The sequence below is a fragment of the Actinomadura rugatobispora genome (assembly GCF_055379765.1).
Map to the genome: position 1 here is coordinate 2,260,018 of NZ_AP029191.1, position 13,301 is coordinate 2,273,318.

Annotated in this window: 13 protein-coding genes; 6 read left to right on the plus strand and 7 right to left on the minus strand. The window is 72.6% G+C overall.

What is annotated here, in order from left to right; translation table 11 throughout:
- Window positions 1–64 precede the first annotated feature (64 nt).
- From ACZ466_RS09465 to ACZ466_RS09475, 3 genes are all read left to right on the plus strand, one after another.
- Window positions 65–514 carry an ABC transporter substrate-binding protein gene (locus tag ACZ466_RS09465; RefSeq protein WP_378285638.1) on the plus strand — a complete coding sequence of 150 codons (450 nt, stop codon included), beginning with the start codon at window positions 65–67 and terminating at the stop codon, window positions 512–514.
- Window positions 499–1,110 (plus strand): dihydrofolate reductase family protein, encoded by a 612-nt coding sequence (locus tag ACZ466_RS09470; protein WP_378285605.1) that lies wholly within the window; start codon window positions 499–501, stop codon window positions 1,108–1,110. The genes ACZ466_RS09465 and ACZ466_RS09470 overlap by 16 nt, the downstream gene beginning before the upstream one ends.
- Before the next feature lie 268 nt (window positions 1,111–1,378).
- Window positions 1,379–2,389: an esterase-like activity of phytase family protein gene (locus ACZ466_RS09475; protein ID WP_464043213.1), complete on the plus strand. Its 1,011-nt coding sequence runs from the start codon at window positions 1,379–1,381 to the stop codon at window positions 2,387–2,389.
- Window positions 2,390–2,398: 9 nt separating this feature from the next.
- Here ACZ466_RS09475 and ACZ466_RS09480 read toward each other — a convergent pair whose 3' ends face one another.
- On the minus strand, window positions 2,399–2,914 hold the full coding sequence (locus ACZ466_RS09480) for a hypothetical protein (RefSeq protein WP_378285607.1): 516 nt from the start codon (window positions 2,912–2,914) through the stop codon (window positions 2,399–2,401).
- Window positions 2,915–3,013: 99 nt separating this feature from the next.
- Here ACZ466_RS09480 and ACZ466_RS09485 point away from each other — a divergent pair, with 99 nt between their 5' ends.
- Window positions 3,014–3,733 carry a TetR/AcrR family transcriptional regulator gene (locus tag ACZ466_RS09485; protein WP_378285608.1) on the plus strand — a complete coding sequence of 240 codons (720 nt, stop codon included), beginning with the start codon at window positions 3,014–3,016 and terminating at the stop codon, window positions 3,731–3,733.
- Window positions 3,734–3,789: 56 nt separating this feature from the next.
- Here ACZ466_RS09485 and ACZ466_RS09490 read toward each other — a convergent pair whose 3' ends face one another.
- Window positions 3,790–5,178: an MFS transporter gene (locus ACZ466_RS09490; RefSeq protein WP_378285609.1), complete on the minus strand. Its 1,389-nt coding sequence runs from the start codon at window positions 5,176–5,178 to the stop codon at window positions 3,790–3,792.
- Between the two features lie 700 nt (window positions 5,179–5,878).
- Here ACZ466_RS09490 and ACZ466_RS09495 point away from each other — a divergent pair.
- On the plus strand, window positions 5,879–6,415 hold the full coding sequence (locus ACZ466_RS09495; RefSeq protein ID WP_378285610.1) for an MmcQ/YjbR family DNA-binding protein: 537 nt from the start codon (window positions 5,879–5,881) through the stop codon (window positions 6,413–6,415).
- 66 nt (window positions 6,416–6,481) lie between these two features.
- Here ACZ466_RS09495 and katG read toward each other — a convergent pair whose 3' ends face one another.
- Window positions 6,482–8,716 (minus strand): catalase/peroxidase HPI, encoded by a 2,235-nt coding sequence (gene katG, locus ACZ466_RS09500; protein ID WP_378285611.1) that lies wholly within the window; start codon window positions 8,714–8,716, stop codon window positions 6,482–6,484.
- A gap of 27 nt (window positions 8,717–8,743) precedes the next feature.
- The gene (locus tag ACZ466_RS09505) at window positions 8,744–9,148 is read right to left on the minus strand and encodes a Fur family transcriptional regulator (RefSeq protein ID WP_378285639.1); all 405 of its coding nucleotides are present in this window, start codon (window positions 9,146–9,148) and stop codon (window positions 8,744–8,746) included.
- Between the two features lie 226 nt (window positions 9,149–9,374).
- Between ACZ466_RS09505 and ACZ466_RS09510 the strand changes: the two genes are divergently transcribed.
- Window positions 9,375–10,553, plus strand: a complete 1,179-nt coding sequence (locus tag ACZ466_RS09510; RefSeq protein ID WP_378285612.1) for an MFS transporter — start codon at window positions 9,375–9,377, stop codon at window positions 10,551–10,553.
- A gap of 6 nt (window positions 10,554–10,559) precedes the next feature.
- Here the strand turns inward: ACZ466_RS09510 and ACZ466_RS09515 are convergent, their stop codons facing one another.
- From ACZ466_RS09515 to ACZ466_RS09525, 3 genes are read right to left on the minus strand one after another with little or no spacing between them, the layout of a single operon-like run.
- Entirely contained in the window at window positions 10,560–11,114 is a 555-nt protein-coding gene (locus tag ACZ466_RS09515; protein ID WP_378285613.1) for a TetR/AcrR family transcriptional regulator, read from the minus strand.
- Window positions 11,115–11,149: 35 nt separating this feature from the next.
- Window positions 11,150–12,322 (minus strand): acyl-CoA dehydrogenase family protein, encoded by a 1,173-nt coding sequence (locus ACZ466_RS09520; RefSeq protein WP_378285614.1) that lies wholly within the window; start codon window positions 12,320–12,322, stop codon window positions 11,150–11,152.
- Window positions 12,323–12,380: 58 nt separating this feature from the next.
- The gene (locus tag ACZ466_RS09525) at window positions 12,381–13,250 is read right to left on the minus strand and encodes a hypothetical protein (RefSeq protein ID WP_378285615.1); all 870 of its coding nucleotides are present in this window, start codon (window positions 13,248–13,250) and stop codon (window positions 12,381–12,383) included.
- Window positions 13,251–13,301: the final 51 nt, after the last annotated feature.

The following is a 13,301-nucleotide window of genomic DNA, read 5'->3' on the forward strand; positions in this document are numbered from 1 at the left end:
ACCCGCTCGTCCGCGAGGACCTCACCCGCGGGTCCCGCGGCCGGGCGCCGGCGCTCAGCCCGCCCTGGCCGGCTTCTGGACGATCTCCAAGGACGGCCGGTCCTACACCTTCACGCTCCGCGAGAACGTGCGGTTCTCCGACGGGACCCCGCTGGACGCCGCGGCGCTGAAGCTCAACTTCGACCGGATCATGGACAAGGCGTCGCCGCTGTACGACAAGACGGCCGGCGGCAACATGATCACCCGCAACCCGCTTTCACTTTCCCACGGAGGATCGGCGCTGCCGGCCCGCCCGGAGGGTCCCGCGGGACGCCCGACTGACGTATCGGCCGAGATGCGGCGTGAACGTGCCGAGCGAGAAGGTGATCCCCCACAACGGGTCCGTGACCGGCGGCGACGATCCCGTGATCGTTTAAGGAGCGGTGGTCGGGCGATGAGTTTCGGGGGGTGGGGGGTGTCTGCATTGGTAGACGTATCCCGAGTGAGAGGAGCACGACGATGCGGATCACCTTGACGACGTTTCTGACGTTGGACGGGGTCATGCAGGGGCCGGGGACGCCGACGGAGGACACCAGTGGCGGGTTCGAGCACGGGGGCTGGCAGTTCCCCTACGCCGACGAGGAACTGGGCACCCGCACCGCCGCGTGGTTCGACGAGGCCGACGGGTTCCTGCTGGGCCGGAGGACCTATGAGATCTTCGCGGCCTACTGGCCCGCCGTCACCGACGAGGGCAACGTGATCGCGGCACGGCTCAACGCCCTTCCCAAGTACGTCGTCTCCACGACGCTGGACAGGGTCGAGTGGAACAACTCAACGCTGATCAAGTCCGATGTCCCGCGGAAGGTGGCCGAGCTCAAGGGCCGGCCCGGGCGGGAGCTCCAGATCCATGGCAGCGGCGTGCTCGCACGGTCGCTGCTGGACCACGGACTGGTCGACGAGCTCCGCCTGTGGAACTACCCCGTCGTCCTGGGCGGCGGCAAGCGGCTGTTCGAGCCGGGGCGGGTGCCGACGGCGCTGCGCCTGATCGAGTCCAGGACGACCGGCAGCGGCTGCGTCCTCAGCGTCTACGAGCCCGCGGGGAAGCCGGCGTACGGCGACTTCACGGGATAGGGCACGGCGGGAGCGTGGTCGGCACATTTCCCCGTCGGGATGGTCAGTGGCGACCTACCGTCAGGAAACAGAAAGTCGCCGCCGAACTACCTAAAGTGAGCACGGTCGTGATCGCGCACGCTCCCGAGGAGATCATTTGACCGGCTGGCGAATAATACTGGCGGCCACGGCCGCGGCGACCGGGCTCTGCGTCGTCGGCACCGGCCCGCCGAGCGCGGAGGCGCGGGCGAAGGCCGTCGAGGTCACCCGCTTCCTGGGCGAGCAGCGCGTGCCGCACAAGACGCCGCTCGACGGGACGACCGTCGGGGGCCTGTCCGGCTTCGACCGCGACCCCCGCACCGGCACCTGGTACTTCGTCTCCGACGACCGGTGGCGCTACAACCCGGCCCGGTTCTACACCGGGAGCCTGGAGATCGACCGCGTCACCGGCGCGTTCACCGGCGTGCGCCTGACCGGGGTCACCACCCTGCGGCGCCAGGACGGGACCCCCTACCCGCCCTACGGGCAGCCGGAGTCGGCCGACCCCGAGACGATCCGCTTCGACCCGCGGAGCCGCCGGCTGCTCTGGGGCAACGAAGGCGACCGGCCTGCGGAGGGCTCGGACATTCCGGTGTCCGACCAGTTCATCGGCTGGACCGATGGGGAGGGCCGGGACCACGGCCGGCTGCGGAAACCCGGCAACCTGGACCTGACCGACACCGACCGCGGGCCGCGCCGCAACTTCGGCTTCGAGGCGCTGGCGGTCACGCCGCACACCATCGCCGCCGCGATCGAAGGGCCCCGGTACGAGGACGGCGAGCCGCCCACCGTGCGGCGCGGCGCGCCGGCGCGCATCACGACGTGGAACCGCGCCGGGACCGTCCGCGGCCAGTACGCCTACGCCATCGACCCGCTGCCCACCGCGCCGGACCCGCCGGACGGCCACACCGACACCGGGATCTCCGAGATCCTCGCCATCGACGACCACCGGTACCTGGCCCTGGAGCGCTCCTGGCTCGAAGGCGTCGGCTACAAGGTCAAGCTGTACGAGTTCGACCTGCGCGGCGCCACCAACGTGCTGTCCCGGCCCGGTCTCACGGACGGCCGGCCCTACCGTCCGGTCGCCAAGCGCCTGGTCCTGGACCTCAGCACGGTCCGGCCGCCGGTGCAGAATCTCGAGGGCCTCGCCTGGGGGCCGCGGCTGGCCACCGGGGAGTGCACGCTGGTCGTCGGCTCCGACGACAACTTCGACTCCGGCGAAGTGACGCAGTTCCTGGCGTTCGCCACCCGTGGCTGCTGACCTGGGGGTTCAGGCGATCAGGGCGGCGGCGCCGCCGGTGACGAGGCCGACGGCGGGGATCAGGGGGCTGCCCTTGGCCGCGGCGACGAGGTGGAAGCGCAGGTCGCGGTACTCCGCCATGCCTTCGGTGCCGGGCAGGACCAGGACGCGGGGACGCAGGCCGGCGAAGACGATCCAGTCGAGCACGACCAGGTCGAAGACGCTCAGGGTGGCGAAGATCAGGGCGGCGCACAGTGCCGCCGAGACGAAGCCGAGCCCGCCGTCCAGCGCCCCGTCGAGCGTGATCATCGCGATCGTCATCAGGGGCAGGCCGCAGACCCCCCAGACGAAGACGCCGAAGGCCACCGCGACCCGCCGGCCGCGCGCGCTCTTGGGTCTGCCGTAGCGCTCCTGGAGCGCGGGCGGATAGTCGTTCAGCAGGAAGTCGGTGCTGACGGCCGCCCCGGCGAGCACCGCCGCGCTGAACAGGACGCTGAGCACCAGCCCGTATCCGAGGCCGTATCCGACGATCGTCGACCACTCCATGCCCCACCCCTTCGACATCAGTTCGGTAAGGCTTACCTAAGTTGGGATGGAGCTTAAAGTCAACAGGGTGTGAAGTTCAAGGCCCGCTAGGATGATCCGGTGCCCGGACGAGACACCGAGCCGTCCCCCGGGGGCGAGAGCGGCGCCACGAGCCGGAGGCGGCCCGAGTTCCGCAAGGGGCGCCCCACCCTCACCAGGGAGCGGATCGCGCGGGCGGCCCTGGCCATCCTCGGCGACACGGGTCCGTCCGACCTGACCATGCGCGCCGTCGCCGCCCGCATGGAGGTCTCGCCGCGCGCCCTGTACAACTACGTGACCGACCGCCGGGACCTGCTCCGCGAGATCGTGGAGGTCTGCCTGCGCGACCGTCCCGCGCCCCGGCTGGACCCCGCGCACTGGCAGGACGGCCTCCGCGCCTACTGCCGGGATCTCCGGTCCTGGTACCGGACCCATCCCGGGATGCTGGCCCTGGCGCGGGCCGAGGACCTGACGCCGTTCGCCTCGGCGGAGTCGCTGCGGGCCGACGACGCGCTGGTGGGCCTCTTCCTCGACGTGGGGCTTTCTCCCCAGGACGCCTACCGGGCCTGGTCCATCACCGTGCTCCAGGTGGCCGGGTTCGCCGAGATCTGGGACGCCTGGCACGACCGGCCGCCGCCCGGCTCGGATCCCCCGGCCTGGGCGGGGGTGCCGCCGAACTCGGCGGGCGCGGGCCTGACGCAGCTGGACCGCATCGCGACGGAGATCGTCCCCGAGCCCCCGGACGCCCTCTTCGAATCGGTCCTGACCATGCTGATCGCGGGCATCGAGGCCATGCTGTGACCGCGGGAAGGCGGTGGCCGCCGGGGTTCCCCGGCGGCCACGGAGCGGTCACTCGTTCAGCGCTGGGCGCTGGGCGATCTCTGGACGCCGGCCGAATCGCCGAGGCCGAGGGAATCGCCCCCGCCGGCCCTGATCCGCCTCGGCCGGTCGACCATGAGCGCGATGACGGCGGAAAGCGCCAGCAGCAGCGCGATCAGCAGGATGCCGCCCTTGTCGTTCCCGGTGGCGTCCCGCAGCCACCCGGTGAGATAGGGCCCGAAGAATCCGGCGGAGATGCCGACCGTGTTCACCAGCGCGATGGCCGTCGCGGCGCTCACTCCCGAGTACATCCGCGTCGCCATGATCAGGACGGTGGTGGCGCCGCCCGCGGTCCCGATCGACAGCAGGCAGATGAAGAGGATGAGCACGAGGGGGTCCGACGCGAACGTCGCGGCCACGCCGCCGACCAGGCCGATGACCGCGGTCGCGGCGACGAGGAGCCCGAGCCGCCCCTTCTTGTCGGCCCGCCGGCCGAGCCACAGCTGCGCCGCGCCGCCGAAGCAGAAGGGCACCGACGTCAGCAGCGCCACCTGGGCCGACGAATACCGGACGCCGAACTGCTCCTCGAATCCTGACACGATCGTCGGCAGGAAGAACGTCAAGGCGTAGGCGCCGTAGACGAAGGTGAAATAGCAGAGCCCGAGAAGCCACGGCAGTGAACTCTTGAACACCCCCAGAATGCCGCCGCCCTCGGCGGGCGTCGCGTCGGACCGGTCGGCTTCAAGGCGTGTGCGGATGCGGGCCTTCTCGTCCGCCGACAGCCATTTCGCCTTGTCGGGACGGTCGTCGAGGTAGAACCAGGCGATCACCCCCAGGATCACCGCCACGACGCCCGTCGACACGTACAGGAATCTCCATCCGACCAGTCCGAGGGGCCGGCTGCCGTCGCCGAACGAGATGAGCCACAGGGACAGCGGCGCGCCCACGACCGTGGCGACGAGGGTGGAGAAGAAGAACCGGCTGACCGCGCGTCCCCGGTAGGAGTGCGAGAACCACAAGGTCAGGTAGAGCATGACCCCCGGCGCGAAGCCCGCCTCGGCGACGCCGAGCAGGAAGCGGAGCGCGTAGAGCACGGGGGCGTTCGGGCTGAAGGCCGTGAGCGTCTGGACGATGCCCCAGGTGGTGATGATGCGGGCCAGCCACGCGCGCCCGCCGAAGCGGTGCATCGCGATGTTGCTCGGCACCTCGACCAGGATGTAGCCGGCGAAGAAGATCCCGGCGGCGAAGCCGAAGGCCGTCGCCGTCAGCCCGAGCTCTTCGTTCATCCCGTTCGGACCGGCGTAGGAGATGGCGATCCGATCGATGAACGCGACGAACATGAGCAGGGACAGGAAGGGAAGGAGGCGGAGGGAGATCTTGCGGTCGATCTGGGCGTCGACCGCGCCGAGTGCGTCCTTGTGAGTCAACCGACTCTCCTTTGTCCTGGCCGGGCGGAACCTGGCGGTCACCGCCTGACGAGACCGGAGCCATGGGGGGTGGGGGAACGCGACGGGACGGACGCCACATCCATCGGGAATCCGCCTTGCGGAGCGATTCAATAACTAAGTGAACGCTCCCTTGCTTGCGTTGGGATAGTAACCCCCGCCCGTGACCTGGGCAAGCGTGGGCGGGACATGACGTTCGCGGTGAGTTTTCCGGGAACCGCCTGTCAGAGGGAAGGCGTCAGCCCGGCAGGCGCGGCGGCGCGATCATCATCTGCCGCCGCTCGTTCTCGCGGCGGGCTGCGGGGGCGATTCGCCGAAGCCCGGCACGGCCAGTCCCCCGTTCAGGTTCCGGAAGCGCAAGGTCGGCCGCCGCTCCGGGCGTCCGCGAGCGTGCTGGACGCGCTCGCGATCACGTCGCCGGCCTCGCGTAGAACCCGAGCTCGCGCGGCGCACCGTCGTGCTGGGCTCCAGGTCCGCGTCTGAGGCCCGCATGGTCGCCTGCGCCGAGGCCGCGGCCAGTGCCGCGATCGCGCCGCCGTGCAGCGCCCCGGACCTCGTGTGCGGTTCGGCGACCCGCATGACGAGGTCCCCGCCGCGGCGTCGCACGCCGAGATCACGGAGGAAGGGGCTGCCGGCCGCCACGGGCCGCGGGGTTGTCGGGGGCGGCGTCTAGCATCGGCCCATGACCACCTTGTCCCAGCTGCGCAAGGCCGCGCTCGCCCTTCCGGAGGTCGAGGAGGGCACGCACTTCGGCATGGTCGCGTTCTCGGTGCGCGGCAAGGGGTTCGTCTCGGTGTCGAAGGACGGCCAGGCACAGCTCCACCTGCCGGAGTCCGAGGTCGAGGCCGCCGAGGCCGCGCATCCGAGCGGGGAGCGGCTGGTCAGGATGGGCAAGCTCATCGGCTTCCGGGTCCCGCTGGACGACGTCAACGGCAAGGACCTCAACGCCCTGGTCCGGGCGGCCTGGTACTGCCGCGCCCCCAAGCGGCTGGCGGCCTCCCTCGCGGCCGCCGACCGGGGGGCCGGGACGGCCGGCTCCGACCTGCCGGCCGGCATCGGCAGGCCGGCGACGCAGGCCCTGCTCGGGGCCGGGCTGAGCACGCTCGCGCAGGTCGCCGCCCGCTCGGAGGACGAACTGCTCGCCCTGCACGGGGTCGGCCCCAAGGCGGTGCGCATCCTGTCGGAGGCGCTGGCCGCCGAGGGCCTGGCGCTGCGCTGACCGCCTCGGCGCTCCCCGGGAACACGTCCGGGCCGGCCCGCACGCGGACCGGCCCGGACGCCCGGATCAGAGCTCGAACCGGTCGGCGTTCGTCACCTTGGTCCACGCCGCCACGAAGTCGCGCACGAACTTCTCCCGCGCGTCATCGCTCGCGTAGACCTCCGCGACCGCCCGCAGCTCGGAGTTCGAGCCGAAGACCAGGTCGGCGCGGCTGCCCGTCCACTTGACCGCGCCCGTGGCGTCGTCGACACCCTCGAAGGTCTCGGCCTCCTCGGACGTCGGGCGCCACGTGGTGCCCAGGTCGAGCAGGTTCACGAAGAAGTCGTTGGTCAGCGTCTCGGGCTTGTCGGTGAGGACGCCGAGCGACGACTGCTGGTAGTTCGCGCCCAGCACCCGCAGGCCGCCGACGAGGACGGTCAGCTCGGGCGCGCTCAGGGTGAGCAGGTTCGCCTTGTCGATCAGGAGGAACTCGGCCGGCAGCCGGTCGCCCTTCCCGACGTAGTTGCGGAACCCGTCCACCTGCGGCTCGAGCGCGGCGAAGGACTCGACGTCGGTCTGCTCCTGCGTCGCGTCCGTACGGCCCGGGGTGAAGGGGACCTCGACGTCGAAGCCGGCGGCCTTGGCCGCCTTCTCGATGCCGGCGGCCCCGGCCAGCACCACCACGTCGGCGAACGAGACCTTCGTGCCGCCGGTCTGGGCGGCGTTGAAGGACTCCTGGATCCCCTCCAGGGTGCGCAGCACCGGCGCCAGCTTCTCCGGCTCGTTGACCTCCCAGTCGTTCTGCGGCGCGAGGCGGATGCGGCCGCCGTTGGCGCCGCCCCGCTTGTCGCTGCCGCGGAAGGTCGAGGCCGCCGCCCACGCGGTGGAGACCAGCTGGGAGACCGACAGCCCCGAGTCGAGGATCTTCGCCTTGAGGGCGGCGACGTCCTCGGCGCCGACGAGCTCGTGGTCCACGGCCGGCACGGGGTCCTGCCACAGCAGCACCTCGGACGGCACCTCGGGCCCGAGGTAGCGGACGATCGGGCCCATGTCACGGTGGGTCAGCTTGTACCACGCGCGGGCGAAGGCGTCCGCGAACGCGTCGGGGTTCTCCAGGAAGCGCCGCGAGATCTGCTCGTAGACCGGGTCGAACCGGAGCGAGAGGTCGGTCGTGAGCATCGTCGGCTGGTGCTTCTTCGACGGGTCGTAGGCGTCCGGGACGGTGCCGGCGCCGGCGCCGTCCTTCGGCCGCCACTGGTTCGCCCCGGCCGGGCTCTGGAACAGCTCCCACTCGTAGGCGAACAGGGTCTCGAAGAAGCTGTTGTCCCACGCGGTCGGGGTGGGCGTCCAGGTGACCTCGAGACCGCTGGTGATCGTGTCCGCGCCCTTGCCGGTGCCGTGGGCGTTCTTCCAGCCCAGGCCCTGGGCCTCGATCGGGGCGCCCTCGGGCTCGGGCCCGACGTTGCTGTCGGGGGCCGCGCCGTGCGTCTTGCCGAAGGTGTGGCCGCCGGCGATCAGCGCGACGGTCTCCTCGTCGTTCATCGCCATGCGGCGGAACGTCTCGCGGATGTCGCGGGCCGCGGCGACCGGGTCGGGGTTGCCGTTCGGGCCCTCCGGGTTGACGTAGATGAGACCCATCTGGACGGCGCCCAGCGGGTTCTCGAGCTCACGGTCGCCGGAGTAGCGCTGGTCGTCGAGCCAGACGGTCTCGGGGCCCCAGTAGACGTCCTCCTCGGGCTCCCAGACGTCCGCGCGGCCGCCGGCGAAGCCGAAGGTCTTGAAGCCCATCGACTCCAGCGCGACGTTGCCGGCCAGGACCATCAGGTCGGCCCAGGACAGGTTCTGGCCGTACTTCTTCTTGACCGGCCACAGCAGGCGGCGGGCCTTGTCGAGGTTCCCGTTGTCCGGCCAGCTGTTGAGGGGCGCGAAGCGCTGCTGGCCCGCCCCGGCGCCGCCGCGGCCGTCGCTGATGCGGTAGGTGCCCGCGCTGTGCCAGGCCATCCGGATCATCAGCGGGCCGTAGTTGCCGAAGTCCGCCGGCCACCAGTCCTGCGAGGTCGTGAGGATCTCGGCGATGTCCCGCTTCACGGCGGGCAGGTCGAGGTTCTTGAACGCCTCGGCGTAGTCGAACTCCCCGCCGAGCGGGTCGGCCACGGCGGGGTTCTTGGCAAGGATCTTCAGGTTGAGCCGGTTCGGCCACCAGCCTCGGTTGCCGCCGCCCTGGGTGGGGTGCGGTGCCCGTCCGTGGACGACCGGGCACCCGCCCCCGCTCTCCGTGGCCTCGGCGGGAGTCGGAGTAATGACTTCGTTGTTCTCGGACATGTGGTTCCTTCCAGGGCGGGGATGAACTCAGGAACTCTGGGGGGCGGAGCAACCGGGGCACAGGCCCCAGTAGATGACCTCGGCCTCGTCGATCGAGAAGCCGTGGTCGTCGGACGCGGTCAGGCAGGGCGCCTCGCCGACGGCGCAGTCGACGTCGTCGATGGCCCCGCACGACCGGCATACGACGTGGTGATGGTTGTCCCCGGTCCGTGACTCGTAGCGGGCCACGGAGCCGTGCGGCTGGATGCGCCGTACCAGACCGGCCGCCGTCAGCGCGTGCAGCGAGTCGTAGACGGTCTGGTGGGACACCTTCGGGAGCTCCCTCCGCACGGCACCGATGATCGAATCGGTGTCGGCGTGGGGATGCTCGTGCACCGCGCTCAGCACCGCCACCCGAGGACGGGTAACGCGCAGCGCGGCGCGTCGCAGCATCTGCTGGAAGTCCAAGGGCGCGGTCACGGGACACAGGTTAGTCATTTTCTGGAATCAGTCAAGAATCCGATTTCCAGAACATGCCAGGACGTCCCGGAGCAGGGCATACGAAACGAAGCACCAGGTCAGAGCGGTTATCGGACGCGGCGGCACGGCGGAGCCCAGCGCGGGCCGTCAGGAGATCCCGGGCGCGAGTGCCGTCCCGGCTCGGTCGTACCCTCGTCTGGTGAGACCCAACCGTGCCGCGGGGCGGATGTGGCCGCTGTACGCGGCCGGGTTCACCACCGCGTTCGGCGCCCACGGAATCGCCGCCAACCTGGGCGGTTTCTCCGCGGACGCGGTCACCTCCCTGCTGGTGCTCGGCGGCCTGCTCGCCCTGTACGACGGGGCCGAGGTGCTGCTCAAGCCGGTCTTCGGCACCCTCGCGGACAGGGTCGGCGCCCGGCCCGTCATGATCGGCGGGCTGGTCGCGTTCGCCGCCGCCTCCGCCGTCTACGTCGTCGCGGACGCCCCCGGCTGGCTGTGGGCGGCCCGCCTGGGCCAGGGGGCCGCCGCGTCCGCGTTCTCGCCGGCGGCGTCCGCCCTGGTCGCGCGGCTCAATCCGGCGGCCGGTCACGGCCGGGCGTTCGGCTCGTACGGGTTCTGGAAGTCCATCGGCTACACCCTGGGCCCGCTGCTCGGCGGCGTGCTGGTGTGGGCGGGCGGACTGCGGCTGCTGTTCGCCGTACTCGCCGTGCTCGGCGCCGGGGTCGCGGTGTGGGCGGCGCTGGCCGTGCCCGCCGTCCCGCCGCTGCCCAAGGCGCGGCAGACGGTCGTCGACCTGGCCCGCCGGCTGGCCGACCCCGCCTTCCTGGCGCCCACCGCGGCGCTGGCCGCGGCGACCGCCGCCCTGTCGGTCGGGGTGGGCTTCCTGCCGGTGTCCGGCAGGGCGGCCGGGCTGGGCACCATCGCCACCGGCGCCGCCGTCTCCGCCCTCGCCGCCTGCGCCGCGCTCGTCCAGCCGCGGGCCGGGCGGGCGCTGGACACCGGACGGCTCACCGCCCGCGGCGGCGTCACCGGCGGGCTCCTGCTCACCGCCGCCGGGCTGGGCTGCGCCACGCTCCCCGGCCTGGCCGGAATCCTGTCCGCGGCGGTGCTGATCGGCGCCGGCACCGGCCTGATCACCCCGCTGGGCTTCGCCGCCCTGGCGGCCGCCACCCCCGCCGAACGGCTGGGCCAGACCATGGGCGCCGCCGAACTCGGCCGCGAACTCGGCGACGCCGGCGGCCCGCTCCTGGTCGCCGCCGTCGCCACGCAGGCCGGGCTCGGCCACGGGTACGCCGCGCTCGGCGTCCTGGTCGCCGCCGGGCCCCTCCTCGTCCTCGCCAGGCGCCGCCTGGGCGCCTCCCAGCGCGACACCGCCTGACCACCGCTAGGCGTCCTTCACGGGGGCCAGGAAGATCTCCAGGACGTGGTCGTGCGGGTCGGGGACGGCCGTGCCCGAGGGGGCGGGCACGAGGTAGCCGCCCGCCCACGCGCGCAGCATCAGCAGCGCCCGCAGCCGCGCCTCCCCGGCGTCGAACCCGAGGTCCTCCAGGCAGCCGGTGATGTGGCCGAGCAGCGCCCGGTCGGCGTGCCGCACCGCCTCCTCGGCGGCGGGGTCGTGCTGGGCCCAGAGCCGCATGGCCCGGTCGATCGGCGCGATCTCGCGGCCGAGCGCCTGGATGCGGCGGAGCCGCTCGCGCGGGTCGGCGGTGCTGCCGAGGGCCAGTCCCAGCACCTCGTCGGTGCGCTCGTGCGCCCAGCGGTCGAGCAGCGCCCGCAGCAGTTCGGACCGGTCCTTGAAGTGCCAGTAGAAGCTGCCCTTGGTGACGCCCAGCCGGGCGGCGAGCGCGTTGATGCCCACGCCGCGCTCGCCGCCCCGGGCCAGCTCCTGGTAGGCGGCCTCGATCCAGTCCCGCCTGGCCACCTTGGTACGGGCCGTCATCGCTCCCCCGCTCACGTCCCGGCGCGCGGGCGCCGTCACACGAGGGTCATCGGGCCGGGGTCCATCCCCAGCTCGACCCTGCCGTAGAGGGCGTAGGCCGCGTCCTGGTCGAACACCACATGCGTGGAGATCGTATTCATATCGCGCTGCGCCCGCTGGAACGGCGAGTCCGCGAACTGCGCGCTCGCGCCGGCCGCCGCGCACAGCTCGTTCACGACCCGGCGGGCGGTCCCGGCCACGTGGGCGGCCACCAGCCGGGCGCGGGCCCGCCGCGGGATCGAGCGGATCCCGTCGCCGTCCGCCCCCTCAGGATCGGTCAGGTCGCGCACGGCCTCCTCCAGCAGCAGCCGGGCGGCGGCCAGGTCCGCGGTCGCCGACGCCACCCGGATCTGGCCGCTCATCTGGTCGCGCTGCCGCTCACCGGTGTACGCCATCACCCGCCCCCGCATCCGCTCGGTGAACCGCGCCAGCACGCCCTCGGCCACGCCGAGCACGGGTGCCGCGCCGGTCAGCGCGAACACCGGCACCAGCGGGGTCCGGTACAGCGCCCCCGGGTGGACGAGCGATCCGGGCGCGCGCCCCTCGGCCAGCTCGGCCAGCGGCACGGAGCGGTGCCCGGGCACGAAGGCGCCCGCGACCTCGATGTCGTTGCTGCCGGTGCCCCGCATCCCGCTGGTGTGCCAGACGTCGTGGACGGTCACGTCCTCGCGCGGCAGCAGGAACAGCCTCGGCTCGATCCCGTCCCCGGCGGTGACCAGGGCCATCACCAGCACGTGCCCGGCGTGCACGACCCCGCTCCCCCACGACCAGCGCCCGGTGACGCGGTGGCCGCCGTCGACCGGCTCCGCGGTGCCGCTGGGCGCCAGGGTGCAGGGGATCAGGGCGTACGGGCGCTCGGCCCACACCTCGGCCTGCGCCTCCTCGGGGAACAGCGCGACCATCCAGTTGTGCAGGGTGTAGATGACCGAGAGCCATCCCGTCGAGGCGCATCCCGCGCCGGCCTCGCGGCACGCCGCCGCCATCGCGTCGAAGCCGAGTTCGGAACCGCCGAACCGTTCCGGCACCAGCATGCCGAACAGGCCGGTCGCGGCCAGGTCCGCGATGGTCTCGTCGGGCAGGCGCCGCGCGTCCTCGGCGGCACGGGCGCGTTCGGTCAGCGTCGGCGCGAGGTCACGGACGCGGCGGACGATCTCGTCTCCATACTCCATGGCATGGAGACCATACCCCTAGGTATGGAATCTGTACACGGCGGTCCGGCGGGGGCGTTCAGCCGATCCGGGCGCCGGACGGCACGTGCGGCGCCTCGACGCTGAACACCGCCACGTAGTGCTCGGCCGTCCCGCACCGTGCCGCGCCACCGCCGCCGCCGTCGCCGCCGACCGGCTCGGCCGCGAGCCGCTCCTCGTCGATCATCATGAGGGCGGTCTTCGCTCGGCAGCCGGAGACGACGAAGGCGAACCGCCGCCCGCCGTCCTGGCGGGCCGCCAGGCGGCCGAGCCGGGCGGCCGTGGCTCCGGGAAGCGAGGTGAGGAACCCTTCCAGCTGATCGGGCTGGCTCACCTCGGCCGCCCGCAGAGAGCCGGAGGCAGGCGGCGGCCCCGTGAGCCGCTCGAACGCCAGCAGCGTCCCCGGGCTCACCGGGTCGGGGCTGCCCGTACGCGAGCCGCCCAGCATGAGCCCGTCCGCCGGTGCCCTGGCCTTGTCGACGGCGAACATGGCCAGGTTGTCGTAGGGCGCCTCGCACTCGTCGTGCTCGGTGACACCGGTGAGGTCCATGCTGAGCCGTCGCGTGCCGTCACTGGTCAGGCGCGCGCCGCGGGCGGAGTCGCAGCCGCCGGTGTAGGAGAACAGCACCACCGCCTCCCGGCCGAAGTCGCGTCCCGCGGCGAGCTTCTCGACATCGTCGGCGTCCGGCGCGCCCCGCCCGCCCCCCGTTTCGGCGAACCAGCCGCGCACCGCCCGCGCGTCGGTGCGGCTGCGCAGCACCGTGGACACGTCGGGCAGGCCGTGCCCCTGGTGGAAGGTCAGCAGCTCGGCCTTCACCGTACTGGCCACCGGGAGGACGCGCGGGCCGTTCTCCGGCCACAGGGCCGCCACCACAAGGCCGGCCACCGCGAGCACGGCGACGACACCCACAGCGATGACTCTTCTGCCGCCCATGCCGCATTCGACGGTGCGGTTCCGGCC